The 14,610-nt window shown below is 70.2% G+C and carries 12 protein-coding genes and 1 other RNA gene; 10 read left to right on the top strand and 3 right to left on the bottom strand.

Annotated features, from left to right (window positions below):
* Window positions 1–32 precede the first annotated feature (32 nt).
* The 3 genes from MNQ95_RS10050 to MNQ95_RS10060 form a co-directional block, all read right to left on the bottom strand.
* Window positions 33–1,418, bottom strand: coding sequence for an FAD-binding oxidoreductase (locus tag MNQ95_RS10050; RefSeq protein WP_241952787.1), 1,386 nt, complete (start codon window positions 1,416–1,418; stop codon window positions 33–35).
* Between the two features lie 119 nt (window positions 1,419–1,537).
* Complete coding sequence (locus MNQ95_RS10055; protein WP_238390258.1) at window positions 1,538–1,918, bottom strand: YraN family protein; 381 nt, start codon at window positions 1,916–1,918, stop codon at window positions 1,538–1,540.
* A gap of 7 nt (window positions 1,919–1,925) precedes the next feature.
* Window positions 1,926–3,653, bottom strand: a complete 1,728-nt coding sequence (locus tag MNQ95_RS10060; protein ID WP_241954403.1) for a penicillin-binding protein activator — start codon at window positions 3,651–3,653, stop codon at window positions 1,926–1,928.
* Between the two features lie 98 nt (window positions 3,654–3,751).
* Here MNQ95_RS10060 and rsmI point away from each other — a divergent pair, with 98 nt between their 5' ends.
* From rsmI to ftsW, 10 genes are all read left to right on the top strand, one after another.
* The gene (rsmI, locus tag MNQ95_RS10065) at window positions 3,752–4,582 is read left to right on the top strand and encodes a 16S rRNA (cytidine(1402)-2'-O)-methyltransferase (RefSeq protein WP_241952788.1); all 831 of its coding nucleotides are present in this window, start codon (window positions 3,752–3,754) and stop codon (window positions 4,580–4,582) included.
* 468 nt (window positions 4,583–5,050) lie between these two features.
* Window positions 5,051–5,399: RNase P RNA component class A (gene rnpB, locus MNQ95_RS10070), an RNA gene on the top strand.
* A gap of 359 nt (window positions 5,400–5,758) precedes the next feature.
* A complete protein-coding gene (gene mraZ / locus MNQ95_RS10075; protein ID WP_162408361.1) occupies window positions 5,759–6,205 on the top strand; it encodes a division/cell wall cluster transcriptional repressor MraZ in 447 nt (148 codons plus the stop codon).
* A 14-nt stretch (window positions 6,206–6,219) separates the two neighbouring features.
* A complete protein-coding gene (rsmH, locus tag MNQ95_RS10080; RefSeq protein WP_241952789.1) occupies window positions 6,220–7,191 on the top strand; it encodes a 16S rRNA (cytosine(1402)-N(4))-methyltransferase RsmH in 972 nt (323 codons plus the stop codon).
* Window positions 7,188–7,451: a cell division protein FtsL gene (gene ftsL / locus MNQ95_RS10085; protein WP_162408359.1), complete on the top strand. Its 264-nt coding sequence runs from the start codon at window positions 7,188–7,190 to the stop codon at window positions 7,449–7,451. The genes rsmH and ftsL overlap by 4 nt, the downstream gene beginning before the upstream one ends.
* Before the next feature lie 56 nt (window positions 7,452–7,507).
* Window positions 7,508–9,307 (top strand): peptidoglycan D,D-transpeptidase FtsI family protein, encoded by a 1,800-nt coding sequence (locus MNQ95_RS10090; protein WP_241954404.1) that lies wholly within the window; start codon window positions 7,508–7,510, stop codon window positions 9,305–9,307.
* On the top strand, window positions 9,304–10,773 hold the full coding sequence (locus MNQ95_RS10095; protein WP_162408358.1) for a UDP-N-acetylmuramoyl-L-alanyl-D-glutamate--2,6-diaminopimelate ligase: 1,470 nt from the start codon (window positions 9,304–9,306) through the stop codon (window positions 10,771–10,773). Before MNQ95_RS10090 ends, MNQ95_RS10095 begins: the two co-directional genes overlap by 4 nt.
* A complete protein-coding gene (locus MNQ95_RS10100) occupies window positions 10,770–12,191 on the top strand; it encodes a UDP-N-acetylmuramoyl-tripeptide--D-alanyl-D-alanine ligase (protein WP_241952790.1) in 1,422 nt (473 codons plus the stop codon). Before MNQ95_RS10095 ends, MNQ95_RS10100 begins: the two co-directional genes overlap by 4 nt.
* On the top strand, window positions 12,181–13,266 hold the full coding sequence (mraY, locus tag MNQ95_RS10105) for a phospho-N-acetylmuramoyl-pentapeptide-transferase (protein WP_162408356.1): 1,086 nt from the start codon (window positions 12,181–12,183) through the stop codon (window positions 13,264–13,266). Before MNQ95_RS10100 ends, mraY begins: the two co-directional genes overlap by 11 nt.
* The gene (gene ftsW / locus MNQ95_RS10110; protein ID WP_162408355.1) at window positions 13,266–14,603 is read left to right on the top strand and encodes a putative lipid II flippase FtsW; all 1,338 of its coding nucleotides are present in this window, start codon (window positions 13,266–13,268) and stop codon (window positions 14,601–14,603) included. The genes mraY and ftsW overlap by 1 nt, the downstream gene beginning before the upstream one ends.
* Window positions 14,604–14,610 lie beyond the last annotated feature (7 nt).

Consider the following 14,610-nt stretch of genomic DNA (forward strand, 5'->3'; position numbering starts at 1 on the left):
GGGTGCGCGCTGGTCGCAGCGGCGAGAGAAGGTCAGGTGGGCGGCAGCACCTTGCCCGGGTTGAGGATGCCGTCCGGGTCCAGGGCCGCTTTTATCGCGCGCATGGTCGCCAGGGTCGGCGCATCGAAGGCGCGGTCCATCCAGTCGCGCTTGGCGACGCCGATGCCGTGTTCGCCCGACAGCGTGCCGCCCAGCGACAGGACCAGCTCGAACAGCCGCGGCAGTGCGGCCTGCGCGCGCCCGGCTTCGGCCGGGTCGTCGGGGTGGTACAGGATGTTGACGTGCAGGTTGCCGTTGCCGGCATGGCCGAAAGCCACGATCGGCAAGGCGAACTCGGCGGACAGCGCTTCGACGCCTGAGATCAGGGCCGGAATGCGCGAGACCGGCACCACCACGTCTTCGTTGATCTTGCCCGGAGCGATCGTGCGCAGCGCCGGCGAAAGCGCGCGACGGGCCGCCCACAGGCGGTCGCGCGCGCTGCCGTCCGCGGCGACGTCCAGCGAGAGCAGGCCGTCGCCCTCGGCGGCATCGGCCAGCGCCTGCAGCGCATAGGGCAGCGTGTCGTCGTCGCCGTCGGCCTCGATCAGCAGCATCGCTCCTGCTTCGGGCACGTCGGTGCCGTTGCGGCGGAGCAGGGCGATCGCGCTGCGATCCATGAATTCGAGCATCGCCGGCACCTGGGGCTGCGCCATCAGCCGGCCCACGGCCGCCGCGGCCGCCGTCGCATCGCGGTAGAACGCGCGCAGTCCGGCCTGCGCGCGCGGTCGTGGCGCCAGCTTCAGCGTCGCTTCGACGATGAGCGCGAGCGTGCCTTCGCTGCCGACCAGCAGGTGGGTGAGGTCGTAGCCGGTCGCGTCCTTGGTCCACGGGCCGCCGCAGTGGATGGTCTCGCCGGTGCCCGTCACCGCGACCACGCCGAGCACGTTGTCGCGGGTGGCGCCGTACTTCACCGCGCGCGGGCCGCCCGCATTGCAGGCGAGGTTGCCGCCGATCGTGCAGCGCTCGTAGCTGGAGGGGTCCGGCGGCCAGAACAGGCCGTGCGGTTGCAGCGCCTGCTGCAGGTCGCCGTTGAGCACGCCTGGTTCGACCACGGCGCAGCGGTCGCCGGCGCGGATTTCCAGGATCCGGGCCATCCGCGCGAACGACAGCACCACGCCGCCCGCGAACGGCACCGCAGCGCCGGTGGTCCCGGTGCCCGCGCCACGCGCCACCAGCGGCACGCGGTGGGCGCGACAGGCGCGCACGATCGCGGCGACCTGGTCGCGGTCGCGCGGAACGGCCACCGCGTCGGGCAGGGCGGACATGCGCGAGTCGTCTTCGCCGTGCGCACGCCGCATCTGTTCGCCCGTCAGCCAGCCGTCGGGACCGAGCAGTGCTGCCAGTTCGGCGTCGAGGGCGGGGGGCAGGGGACGGGTCATTGCGCGATTGTAGGCGGGCAGGCCTTTGTAGGAGCGGACTTCAGGCCGCGAAGCTGCTGCTGGCGGGGCCAGCGATGGCCGGCGATTCCGACGCCCCGGCCTCGCGGTCATGCCCGCTCCTACACATCGTCGAGCCGGAACGCATCCTTCAACCAGCGGATCTCCGGCGTGTCCGGGTCGCCGCTGGCTTCGACCACGTCGAAGCGGCACGGCAGCTGCGCCAGCCGGGCGTGCGAACCCAGGTACAGCTGCGCGGCGCGCACCAGCTTGCGCCGTTTGCCATGGTCGACCGAGGCGAAGCCGCCGCCGAAGGAAGACGCGGCGCGGTAGCGCACTTCCACGAAGACCAGCGTCCCGCCGTCGCGGCCGGGCTCCAGCATCACCAGGTCCAGCTCGCCGCCGCGGTAGCCGACATTGGCCGCCTCCAGGCGCAGGCCGGCGCGCTCGAGTTCGGCGCGCGCGGCCTTTTCGACGCGGGCGCCGCGGGCGCGGCGATCCAGCTCGCGATCAGTGGCCACTGCCTGCCAGCGGAACGGCCACGCCGCCGCTGAAGATCGACCACTGCGGCTGACGGACCACGTTGCCGAAACCATCCAGGCGCAGCGTGCCGGTGGCGCCGGCGAGTTCGCCGTCGGTGCGGGTGACCAGGCGTTCCAGGAACGCGGTGATCAGCCATGCGTCGTGGCCGAAGGCGAACAGGCGCGCCGCGCCGCCGCGTGCGGTCGGCAGCATTTCCGCGGCCTGGCTGTGCGATGGCAGTCCGGCCACGCCGCGTGCCGCCCAGGCCTCGCCGGGGAACACGATGCCATCCAGCACCACGTCCTCGCTGGCCTTGCCGGTGCCGGAGACAAGCTGCGAACCCGCCACGCGGGTGCGCGAGGCGAAGCCGGCCATCGCCAGTTGCGGTACCAGTGCGCGCGCCTGCGGTCCGCGCACGGCCAGGAAGACCGAGTCGGCACCGGCCGCGGCGGCCTGGGCCAGTTGCGCCGAAACATCGCCGGGTTGTTCGCTCACGCTGACCACGCTGGCGACCTTGCCGCCGCGTTCACCAAGCCGCTCGCGGAACGCATCCACCGCGCGGCGCCCGTTCTCGTCGCTGCCGCCGATCACCAGGACATTGCGGTGTTCGCGTGCCAGCAGGTAGTCGGCCGCGGCGATGCCGTCATCCTCGGGTGCCAGCGAGAAGGCGATGTTGCCCGGCGGCGGCGCGACGTTGCCGCGATTAAGCGCCAGGGTGGAGACGCGCACCTCAGGCTGTGCGAATACCGCGCCCACGTCGTCGCGGCCCAGCGGGCCGATCACGAAATCGTTGCCGTCGGCGACCGCCTTGGCGTAGGCGGCCAGCGCACCGGCCGGGGTGCCCGTGGTGTCATAGAAGGTGATCGGCGGCCGCGCACGGCTCTCGGCGTAATAGCCGGCGAGCAGGCCGTCGCGCACGGGACCGGCGGCGGTGGCGAGCTGGCCGGACAACGGCAGCAGGACCGCGAGCTTGCGCGGCGGGCGGTAGCCATCGGCGGCGGCAGGTGCGCGCTGGGCGAAGTCCCAGTTCTCGCCACGTTCGAATGGGCGCGGCAGCGGCAGGCCGCGGCGCACCAGCGCGCGACCGGCGAAGTTGTAAAGCGGATCGCCGGCCGGCAAGGCCGCGGCGCGCGAGGACAGGGTCGCGTCGTCCAGCTTGGACAGCAGGCGTTCGATCTCCCGGCGATTGCCGTCGCGGGCTTCACCCGCCAACCCAGCATCGGCGCGCGCGCGCGCAGCCGCTGCGCCGAACGTGTCGCCGGTCGCCTCCAGGCCCTTGCCCGATGCCAGGTACCAACGGGCCTGCAGCGGCGCGGGCAGGGTCGCGGGATCGCCGACCAGCGCCGCCTGGACGCCGGCCGGCTGTTGTGCGGCCAAGGCGAGTTCGGCCTGCAGCAGCGACAGCCGCGCGCGGCTGGCACCGCCGACCTTGCGTGGGTCCAACTGGGCGACCAGGGTGCGGGCGCGCGCGTCGTCGCCGGCTTCGTGCCAGGCGAACGCGGCGTCGGCCAGCAGCGCGTTGCGCTGGCTGCCCTTGGTCGCATTGGCGAGTGCTTCCAGGCGTTGCGCGGCTTCGCGCGCCTGTCCCTGTTCCAGCTGCACCAGTGCGGCGGCATGCTCGGGTGCCGCGGTCGGCGTGGTGGCGACGCTCGCGCAGCCCGCCGCGAGCAGCAGGGCCAGGCCCGGCGCCAGCCAGCGCAGGCGGTGGAGGGGCATCGCGTGGCGCACGTTCTTCGGCATGTCCATCCGTCGGGCCGGGCCTGTCGGGGGAAAGGGCTTAGGATTCTACCTTTCCCTCCGTCCACCGGACCTGCATGCCCGTCGCAACGCTCCACGTCGTCGCCACTCCCATCGGCAACCTCGGTGACCTGTCCCCGCGCGCCCAGCAGGTACTGCGCGAGGTGGACGCGGTCTGTGCCGAGGACACCCGGCGCAGCGGCCAGTTGCTGGCCCATTTCGGCATCGGCACGCCTTTGCTGGCTCTGCACGAGCACAACGAGCAGCAGTTGGCCGAGCGGCTGGTGGCGAGGCTGCTGGCGGGCGAATCGCTGGCCCTGGTCAGCGACGCGGGGACCCCGCTGGTCAGCGATCCCGGCTACCGGCTGGTCCGGGCCGCACGCGCGGCGGGAGTGAGGGTGAGCCCGGTGCCCGGACCGTCGGCGCTGGTGGCCGCACTCAGCGTGGCGGGCCTGCCCAGCGACCGGTTCGCCTTCGAGGGTTTCCTGCCGGCCAAGGCCTCGGCCCGGCGCGAGAGGCTGGCGGAGCTGGCCGGCGAGACACGCACGCTGGTGTTCTACGAGTCTTCGCATCGCATCGACGAATCACTGGCGGACCTGCGCGCTGCGTTCGGCGACGGGCGTCCGGCGGTGTTGGGTCGCGAGCTGACCAAGCTGTTCGAGACCGTCCTCGACGGCAGCCTGGCCGACCTTCACGCGCGGGTGTTGGCCGACGCCGACCAGCGCAAGGGCGAGTTCGTGCTGGTGGTGCAGGGCGTGGGCGAAGACGCCGACGCGATCCTGGCCGAAGGCCGTCGCGTGCACGCGATCCTGGCCAGGCAGCTTCCGCCCTCGGCGGCCGCCAGGCTCGCTGCCGAGATCACCGGCGCGCCGCGCAAGGCACTGTACGGGGCTGGCTCGGACGATTGAGCCCGATGGAGCCCGCGGCGACGATCACGCTCGCCAGCGCAACCGGTACCGCGTCGCTTCGGACGGAGCCGCGGCGAGCCGAGGGCATTGCGGTCGACTCGACGGCACATCCCTGTGCCGACTCGCCGACGTGGCCATCCATGGCCACTGCCGCAATACCCTCGGCCCGCCGCGTCTTCACGCGCTTCCAGGTCGTGGCTTCGACCGGCGGCTTCCTCTCGCAGCGCGGCTGCGCTGAACGGGCACTCGATCAGCACCACCCGCCTCCCTCAGTCCGGGCGGATTGGGCCATGCCAGAGTGGCCAAGGCATCCATTCCCGAGCCGGCAGGCGATCAGTTCGTGATAGTCCCCTTGGGAAGGGGGCGCCGCGGCAGCGGCAGGGGATGGGGGAATCGGAGCGGGGCCCGAAATTCGCTCAAGCGAATTTTGGGGGATTCATCGGCGAAGCCGTAGAATCCCTCCCCGGCGGAGTCGGCCAGGCAGTCGCGTCATCGGAAACGATGCCGAGGAAAGTCCGGGCTCCACAGGGCACGGTGCCAGGTAACGCCTGGGCGGCGCGAGCCGACGGAAAGTGCAACAGAAAGATACCGCCAGCGGTCCTTCGGGATGCGGGCAAGGGTGAAATGGTGCGGTAAGAGCGCACCGCGAGCCTGGTAACAGGCCGGCACGGCAAACCCCACCGGGAGCAAGGCCAAATAGGGACCTCATGACGTTGCCCGCGTCGGGTCCGGGTAGGCTGCTCGAGCGTAACGGTGACGTTGCGCCTAGAGGAATGACTGTCCACGACAGAACCCGGCTTACCGGCCGGCTCCGCCACTTTTCCTGCACCCGCCTCTTCCGGAGCTTCAGCCGGGGGAGGCTCGTGCATGGGTGCGTTCCGATGCGGTCGTGACGCGATGCAGCACCCGTCGTACGGCTCCTGTTTCGCGCAACTCACATGGCCTTCACAAGTACGGAATCTCAAAATTTGAGACTAAACAGCGACTTGTGGAAAACCCTTGAACTTGTCTGTGAACATCGCTGCAACTCATTGACCGGACAGGTGATTTTTTCCTTCGAATCCTGTTGACAACCCTGTTGGTGACTCCTAAGGTGGACATTCGTGGGGAAACCGGGATTTCTGTGGTTTTCCGTGATTGAATGGCATCCCAAAGCAGGGTCGGGCAGCAGCGAACGTGTTCCAGGGTGAGACCGCCATCACAGTGGACGACAAGGGGCGCGTGGCCATCCCCACGGCCTATCGCGACCTCGTCGCGCGCGACTGCGGCAACCGTCTGGTGATCGCCTACAACCCGTTCGAGGCCGGTTCGCTGTACCTGTACCCGTTCAAGGAATGGGAGCGGGTACGCGACGCAGTCAACGCGCTGCCCACTACCCGTGCCGCCCACCGCAGCCTGCAGTTGAAGCTGGTCGGCGCCGCGACTCCGGTCGAGCTGGACGGCAATGGCCGGATCAGCATCCCGGCCAGCCATCGCAGCGCGGTGGGCATCGAGAAGAAGGCCGTGCTGCTGGGCATGGGCGACAAGTTCGAACTCTGGAGCGAGCAGGCGCATCACGCGCAGATCCGCCGGACCCTGTCCGACGACGATCTGAGCGAGCACATGCTCGACCTGAAGTTGTGACGGCGGGGGACCGGATGCGCAAAGGCGCGCAGGCCGGCCACCCCGCTGATCCGTCGGCGCCGGCGGCGCACCTGCCGGTGCTGTACGCGCAGGTCATGGACGGGTTGCGTGTGGTCGAGGACGGACGCTACCTGGACGGCACCTTCGGGCGCGGCGGGCATGCGCGTGGAGTGCTGGAACAACTCGGCCCTGGAGGCCGGCTGCTGCTGATGGACAAGGACCCGGAAGCGATCGCGGAAGCCGAAAGGAGTTTCGGCGGCGATGCGCGCGTGTCGATCCGGCGCGGCAGTTTCGCTGCACTCGGCAGCTGGGACCAGGCGCGTGAACTGGATGGCGTGCTGTTCGACCTGGGCGTGTCCTCGCCGCAGCTGGACGTGGCCGCGCGCGGTTTCTCGTTCGGCAAGGACGGCCCGCTGGACATGCGCATGGATCCCGATGCCGGCGAAAGCGCGGCGCAGTGGCTGGCTCGCGCCGAGGAGCGCGAGATCGCCGACGTGCTGTGGAAGTACGGCGAGGAGAAAATGAGCCGGCGCATCGCGCGCACGATCGTGGCCCATCGCGCCCGGCAGCCGCTCGAGCGTACCGCGCAGCTGGCAGAGCTGATCGCCTCGGTCATGCCGCGCGGCAAGGACCGCATCCATCCGGCGACGCGCAGCTTCCAGGCCATCCGCATCCACATCAACCGCGAACTGGCCGACCTGGAAACCGGCCTGGACGCGGCGCTGGCCGCGCTGCGGCCCGGCGGCCGCCTGGCCGTGATCAGCTTCCACTCGCTGGAAGACCGCATCGTCAAGCAGTTCATCGCCCGCCATGCCAAGGCGCCCCCGGCCAATCGCCGCCTGCCGCAGGCGCAGGCGTTCGTGCCGGTGCTGGCCGACGTGGGCGGTGGCGCGATCCGCGCCGACGACGACGAGCTCTCCGCCAATCCGCGCTCGCGCAGCGCGGTGCTGCGCGTGGCCCAGAAGCTGGAAGGGGAAGCCGCATGAGCCGCGTGCTGCTCGCCATCCTGCTGCTGGCCATCGTCGGCACCGCGATCGCCGTCGTGTACGAGCGCTATCACCACCGCCAGCTGTTCGTGGAGCTGACCGGGCTGGAGCGCGAGCGCGACGAACTGAACATCGAGTTCGGCCGCCTGCAGCTGGAGCAGGCGACCTGGGCGCAGGCCAACCGCATCGACCAGGTCGCGCGCGAGCGGCTGGGGATGAAGTTCCCCGAGGCCGAGGACATCGTGGTGGTGCGCCCGTGAACGCCTCCCCCGTGCGCCCCAACCGCAACCGCAGCGCCTTCAACCTGCGCGGCCGCATGCTGCTGGTGGGCGTGGCGCTGGGCGTCTGTTCGTTCGCACTGGTGGGCCGGGCGGCCTACGTGCAGCTGGTCAACGCCGATTTCTACCAGCGCCAGGGCGAGGCCCGCTTCGTCCGCGAGATCCCGATCCCGACCTCCCGCGGGATGGTCACAGACCGCAATGGCGAACCAGTGGCGGTCTCCACGCCGGTGGAATCGGTCTGGGGCAATCCGCAGGAACTGATGCGCCATCCCGAGCGCCTGCCGGAACTGGCGCGGGCACTGGGCGTGCCGGCCGACGAATTGACCAGCCGGCTCTCGCAGCGGGCCGACAAGGAGTTCGTCTACCTCAAGCGCCGGATCAATCCCGACCAGGCCAAGGCGATCCTCGCCCTCAACGTGCCCGGCGTCTCCTCGCAGCGCGAATTCCGCCGCTTCTACCCCCAGGGTGAAGCGATGGCGCACGTGCTGGGCTTCACCAACATCGACGACCGCGGCCAGGAAGGGCTCGAGCTGGCATTCGACGAATGGCTGCGCGGCAAGCCCGGCAGCAAGCGCGTGATCCGCGACCGCCACGGGCGTTTCGTCGAGAACATCGACCTGGTGCGCGCCGCCGAGCCCGGCAAGGACCTGACCCTCAGCATCGACCGGCGCATCCAGTTCCTGGCCTACCGCGAACTGCGCAACGCGCTGGTCGCCCACAAGGCCAGCAGCGGATCGGTCGTGGTGCTGGACGTGGCCACCGGCGAAGTGCTGGCGATGGTCAACCTGCCCAGCTACAACCCCAACGCGGTCACCGGCGGTGGCCAGGACACGCACCGCAACCGCGCGGTCACCGACCTGGTCGAGCCCGGTTCGACGATGAAGCCGATCACCGCGGCCGCCGCGCTCAACGCCGGCAAGATCACCGCGGCCAACCGCTACGACACCAATCCCGGCTACATGGCGCTGGGCAAGTACACGATCCGCGACCACCACAACTACGGCGTGCTCGACGTCACCGGCATCATCACCAAGAGCTCGAACCTGGGCGCGGTGAAGCTGGCCGAGCCGCTGCCGAACCAGTACTTCTACGAGTTCATCAAGGGCTTCGGTTACGGAAGCGCGCCGCACAGCGGCTTCCCGGGCGAGGCGATCGGCTCGCTGCGCGAGCCGGCGCGCTGGGATGGCCTGACCAAGTCGACCATGGCATACGGCTACGGCCTGTCGGCGACGCCCTTGCAGATCGCCCAGGCCTACGCGGCGATGGGCAACCATGGCCGGCTGATCACCCCAACCTTCGTCAAGGGCCAGATCAACGAGTCGCGGCAGGCGGTCAGGCCCGAAGTCGCGGACCAGGTCCTGAAGATGATGCAGACGGTGACCGAGCCGGGCGGCACCGCGACCCAGGCCGCGATCCTGGGCTACCACGTCGCCGGCAAGACCGGTACCGCGCGCCAGGCCTCCGGCGGCGGCTACGCGCGCCGCTACACCACCACCTTCGCCGGACTGGTGCCCTCGACCAATCCCCGCTTCGCCACCGTGGTGGTGATCAACGATCCGCAGGCCGGCTCCTACTTCGCCGGCCTGGTGTCGGCGCCGGTCTTCCGCAGCGTCATGGAGGACTCCCTGCGGCTGATGGACGTGCCGCCGGACGACATCGACACCTGGCTCGCGGCGCAGGCCAAGGGCGAAGCCAAGCGCCAGGCCTCGTTGCCACGGATGCCCGCGGCGCTCGAGGACGTCTACGAGGAAGACCTGACCATCCCGCCGGCGATGTCCGAAGCCGAAGTCGCCGCCGGCATGGCCGCCGGTACGGCAGGCGGAGGGCACCGATGATCCGTGCGATGCCGCTCTCCCGCCTGTTGCCCGACGTCGCGCTGCCGCGCGACATCGACGTTTCCGGGCTGGTGATGGACAGCCGCGAGATCCGCCGCGGCGATGCATTCGTCGCGATCGCCGGATTCGGTACGCATGGACTGGCTTTCGTCGCCCAGGCGCAGGAAGCGGGCGCTTCGGCGATCCTGTTCGAGCCGCCCGCGCCCGATGAATATCCCGCGCCCGCCGAGGCGATCGCGGTGCCGGGGCTGCGATCGCGGCTGGGCGCCATGGGTGACCTGTTCCATGGCCATCCCTCGCACGCGATGACGATGGTCGGCGTCACCGGCACCAACGGCAAGACTTCGACCGTGCAGCTGCTGGCCCAGGCCTGGCACCTGCGAGGGATCGACAGCGGCAGCATCGGCACCCTGGGCGCGGGCCGCTACGGCCAGATCCAGCCGACCGGTTTCACCACGCCGCTGGTGCTGCGCATGCATGCACTGCTCGGCGACCTGCGCGACACGGGCGTGCAGGCGGTGGCGATGGAGGTGAGCTCGCATGCGCTCGACCAGGGGCGCGTGGATGGCGTGCACTACGACGTCGCGGTGTTCACCAATCTCACCCGCGACCACCTCGATTACCACGGCGACATGACCAGCTACGGCGCCGCCAAGGCGCGGCTGTTCACGCGCGCCGGTCTCAAAGCCGCGGTGCTGAACCTGGACGATGCCTTCGGCCGCACCCTGCATGGGAGCCTGGCTCCGGAACTGCAGGTGGTGGGCGTCAGTTCGCGCGGCCAGGCCGGCGCGACGCTGCAGGCGCAGGCGCTGCAGTTCGACAACGGCGGCATCGGTTTCGATCTGGTCGTCGCCGGCGAGTCGCATCCGGTGCGCTCGCCCCTGCTGGGTCGATTCAACGTCGACAACCTGCTCGCCGTGGCCGGCGTGCTGCACGCGCTCGGCGACAGTCCGGCGACGATCGCCGCGATCCTGGGCCGGCTGCAGCCGGTGGTCGGGCGGATGAACCGCCTCGGCGGCGATGGCACGCTGCCGCTGGTGGTGGTCGACTACGCGCACACGCCCGATGCGCTGGCCCAGGCCCTGACCAGCCTGCGCGCGCATGCCGCGGCCAGGCTGGTCTGCGTATTCGGTTGCGGCGGGGAGCGCGATCGCGGCAAGCGCCCGCAGATGGCGCAGATCGCCGAGGCCGAGGCCGACGTGGTGATCGTCACCGACGACAATCCGCGCGGCGAGGATGGCGACGCGATCGTCGCCGACATCATCGCCGGCTTCAGCGTATCCGGCGCCGCCCGGGTGGAGCGCGACCGTGCCCGCGCCATCCTCGATGCGATCGGACAGGCCGGTCCGGACGACATCGTGCTGGTGGCCGGGAAGGGCCACGAGCCCTACCAGGAAGTGGCCGGGGTGCGCTTCCCGTTCGACGACACCGATGTCGCGCGTCGCGCGCTGGAGGCGCGGGCATGAACCGGCTGCCGCTCTCGCTGATCGCGCACTGGGCTGGTGGCGAACTGCATGGCGACGACACGGTGATCGAGTCGGTCAGCCATGACACCCGCCAGCTCGGGCCGGGCAGCCTGTACGTGGCCCTGCGCGGCGAGCGCTTCGATGGCCACGACTTCGCGGCCGATGCGGTGATGCGCGGTGCGGCTGCACTGCTGGTCGAGCGGCTGCTGGAGCTGGAGCCGTCATTGCCGCAGGTGCTGGTCGAGGACAGCGAGCGTGCGCTCGCGCGGATCGCAGCGGGCATCCAGCGCGATCGCCGCGCCAGGGTGGTCGCCATCACCGGCAGCAACGGCAAGACCAGCGTCAAGACGCTGGTGCTGGAGATCCTGCAGCGGGCCGGGCATGCCTATGCCAACCCGGGCAACCGCAACAACGAAATCGGGCTGCCGCTGGCGGTGATCGACGCGCCCGAGGATGCCGACTTCGCCATCTACGAGATGGGCGCGGGCAAGCCCGGCGATATCGCCTACCTGACCGCGATCGCCGCGCCGGACGTGGCCCTGGTCAACAACGTCGCCGCCGCGCACCTGGAGCGGATGGGCAGCCTGCTGGGCGTGGCCGAGACCAAGGGCGCGATCTACGCGGCCTTGGGCGACGGCGGTGTGGCGGTGGTCAATGCCGACGACGCCTTCGGCACCTGGTTCGAGCAGCAGGTCATCCGCGCCGCCGACAGCGGGCGCCAGGTTCTGCGCTTCGGCCTGGAGGCCAGTGCGGACGTCACCGCGCGCGACGTGGTCGCGACCGGGCAGGGCAGCCGTTTCGTGCTGGTGGCGCCGCAGGGCGAGGTCGACGTCGTCCTCGCGTTGCCGGGCCGGCACAACGTCTGCAACGCGCTGGCCGCCGCCGCCATCGCCCTGGCCTGCGAGGTGTCGCTGGCCGACATCGCCGCCGGGCTCGCCGATGCGCGGCCCGTGCCCGGTCGCCAGGTGGCGCACACGCTGCCGGGCGGCGCGCTCCTCATCGACGACAGCTACAACGCCAACCCCGGTTCGCTCGCCGCCGCCATCGACGCCCTGGCTGCGTCGGGCGACGAGGCCTGGCTGGTGCTCGGCGACATGCGCGAGCTGGGTGCGGAGGCCGAGTCGCTGCATGCCGATGCCGGGACGCGGGCCCGCGAGGCCGGCATCGCGCGGCTGTACGCGCTCGGCCCGCTCAGCGCCGCCGCAGCGCGCGCGTTCGGCGACCGCGGTCGTCATTTCAATACGCACGAATCGCTGGCCGCTGCGCTGCAGGCCGATCTGGGTGCACGTGCGCCCGTGTCGCTGGCCGGCACCGCGGGCCATGCCCTGCGCGTGCTGGTGAAGGGTTCGCGCGGCAGCGCGATGGACAGGATCGTGACCGCGCTGCTGGCGCAAGGGGACGCTACGGATGCTGCTTGAACTCGCGCGCTGGCTGCAGGGGCTGGAGAACTTCTTCGGCCTGTTCGGCTACCTGACTTTCCGCGGGATCCTGGCTGCCCTCACGGCACTTTTCCTGTCCTTGTGGCTGGGGCCAGCGGTGATCCGCAGGCTCGGCCAGCTCAAGGGCGGCCAGCCGATCCGCAAGGACGGCCCGCAGTCGCATTTCTCCAAGGCCGGCACGCCGACCATGGGCGGCGCGCTGATCCTGCTTACCGTCCTGCTGTCGGTCCTGCTCTGGGGCGACCTGCGCAACAAGTACGTGTGGACCGTGCTGCTGGTGATGCTGGCCTTCGGCGCGATCGGCTGGTACGACGACTGGATCAAGATCGTCAGGCGCGATCCCAACGGACTGAAGTCGCGCTGGAAGTACCTGCTGCAGTCGATCTTCGGCCTGGCCGCCGGCCTGTACCTGTGGCTGTACGCCGACGTGCCCGCCGCGACCACCTTCTACGTGCCGTTCTTCAAGTCGATCGCGTTGCCGCTGGCCGGTATTGGCTTTGTCGGCATCGCCTACTTCTGGATCGTCGGCTTTTCCAATGCGGTCAACCTGACCGACGGCCTGGACGGGTTGGCGATCATGCCGACCGTGCTTGTCGCCTGCGCGCTGGGCGTGTTCGCCTACGCCTCGGGCAATGCGGTGTTCTCCAGCTACCTGCAGATCCCGCAGGTACCCGGCGCGGGCGAGCTGATCATCATCTGCGCGGCGATCGCCGGCGCGGGGCTGGGCTTCCTCTGGTTCAACACCTATCCGGCGATGGTGTTCATGGGCGACATCGGCGCGCTGGCGCTGGGCGCGGTGCTGGGCACGATCGCGGTGATCGTCCGCCAGGAGCTGGTGCTGGTGATCATGGGCGGCATCTTCGTCATCGAAACACTGTCGGTGATGATCCAGGTGGCCTCGTTCAAGCTCACCGGGAAACGCGTGTTCCGGATGGCGCCCATCCACCATCACTTCGAGCTGAAGGGCTGGCCGGAGCCGCGCGTGATCGTCCGCTTCTGGATCATCTCGGTGATCCTGGTGCTGGTCGGCCTGGCCACGTTGAAGGTGCGCTGATGAACGACCTTTCGCGCCAGGCGACCCGGTTGGAGGCCATCGGCGGCCGCTTCGACCCGTGGCTGACAGGTGCCGCGCTCGCGCTGGCGTGCCTGGGCGTGGTGATGGTCGGTTCGGCTTCGGTGGCGATCGGCGAGAACCTGGGCGTGGGCCCGTTCCACTACCTGGTCCGGCACGTGCTGTTCCTGGGCGTGGGCATCGCCCTGGCCGCGGTTGCCATGCGCACCGAGCTGAAGACGGTTGAAAAGTACAACCAGCTGCTGCTGCTGGGCTGCTTCATCCTGCTGCTGATGCCGTGGCTGCCGGGCCTGGGCGTGAGCGTCAATGGCGCGCGCCGCTGGATCAACCTGGGCGTGTCGCGCTTCCAGGTGGTCGAGGCGGTGAAGATCATCTACATCGTGTGGATGGCCAGCTATCTGGTCCGCTTCCGCGACGAAGTCAACGCCACCTGGCCGGCCATGCTCAAGCCGCTGGGCGTGGCGGCCGTGCTGATCGTCATGCTCCTGGCGCAGCCCGACTTCGGTTCGGCGACGCTGCTGCTGGGCATCACCGCAGGCATGCTGGTGCTTGGCGGGGTGAACCTGCCACGCATGTCCGCCCCGGTGGTGATCGCGCTGCCGGCGATGGTCGCGCTGGTGGTGTTCGAGCCGTACCGTATGCGCCGCGTCACCTCGTTCCTGGACCCGTGGGCCGACCAGCTCGGCTCCGGCTACCAGCTCAGCAACGCGCTGATGGCGATCGGCCGTGGCGAATGGTTCGGCGTGGGCCTGGGCGCATCGGTGCAGAAGCTCAACTATCTGCCGGAGGCGCATACCGACTTCATTTTCTCGGTCATCGCCGAGGAGCTGGGCTTTGCCGGCGTGTGCCTGGTGATCGGCCTGTACGCACTGCTGGTCGGCCGCGCCCTGCACCTGGGCCTGAAGTGCGTGGAAATGCGCCGCCACTTCGCAGGCTACATCGCCTTCGGCGTGGCCCTGTGGATCGGCATGCAGAGCTTCGTATCGGTCGGCGTGAACCTGGGCATGCTGCCGACCAAGGGCCTCACCCTGCCGCTGGTTTCCTCCGGTGGTTCGAGCGTGATGATGACCTGCGTGGCCATTGGCCTGCTGCTGCGCGTGTCCTATGAACTCGATCGCGCCGAGCGCCAGCGTGCGCTGCGGCAGGAAGGCGCGCCGGCGACCGGTGTTGCCGATGCCACGGAAGCCGAGCCCGCGGCCGTGCCGGCACGCACGTCGCGCCCGGCGCCGCCGCCGGTCGTGCACGCGCATCCGGCGGCCACCGGGCTGCGTGGCCGCGGGACCTCGCGGGTCGAGCCGACGTTCGGGGGCTTCTCGTGAGCGCGGA

The sequence above is a fragment of the Pseudoxanthomonas daejeonensis genome (assembly GCF_022637495.1).
GTDB lineage: Bacteria > Pseudomonadota > Gammaproteobacteria > Xanthomonadales > Xanthomonadaceae > Pseudoxanthomonas > Pseudoxanthomonas daejeonensis.

What these genes read in the sequence shown, in the direction of transcription:
- rsmI (WP_241952788.1), top strand. Translation starts at nt 3,752, where the DNA reads ATGCCCGTCGCAACGCTCCACGTCGTCGCCACTCCCATCGGCAACCTC.
- MNQ95_RS10060 (WP_241954403.1), bottom strand. Translation starts at nt 3,653, where the DNA reads ATGCCCCTCCACCGCCTGCGCTGGCTGGCGCCGGGCCTGGCCCTGCTG.
- MNQ95_RS10090 (WP_241954404.1), top strand. Translation starts at nt 7,508, where the DNA reads ATGCTGCTGGTGGGCGTGGCGCTGGGCGTCTGTTCGTTCGCACTGGTG.
- ftsW (WP_162408355.1), top strand. Translation starts at nt 13,266, where the DNA reads ATGAACGACCTTTCGCGCCAGGCGACCCGGTTGGAGGCCATCGGCGGC.
- MNQ95_RS10095 (WP_162408358.1), top strand. Translation starts at nt 9,304, where the DNA reads ATGATCCGTGCGATGCCGCTCTCCCGCCTGTTGCCCGACGTCGCGCTG.
- rsmH (WP_241952789.1), top strand. Translation starts at nt 6,220, where the DNA reads ATGCGCAAAGGCGCGCAGGCCGGCCACCCCGCTGATCCGTCGGCGCCG.
- MNQ95_RS10050 (WP_241952787.1), bottom strand. Translation starts at nt 1,418, where the DNA reads ATGACCCGTCCCCTGCCCCCCGCCCTCGACGCCGAACTGGCAGCACTG.
- ftsL (WP_162408359.1), top strand. Translation starts at nt 7,188, where the DNA reads ATGAGCCGCGTGCTGCTCGCCATCCTGCTGCTGGCCATCGTCGGCACC.
- MNQ95_RS10100 (WP_241952790.1), top strand. Translation starts at nt 10,770, where the DNA reads ATGAACCGGCTGCCGCTCTCGCTGATCGCGCACTGGGCTGGTGGCGAA.
- mraY (WP_162408356.1), top strand. Translation starts at nt 12,181, where the DNA reads ATGCTGCTTGAACTCGCGCGCTGGCTGCAGGGGCTGGAGAACTTCTTC.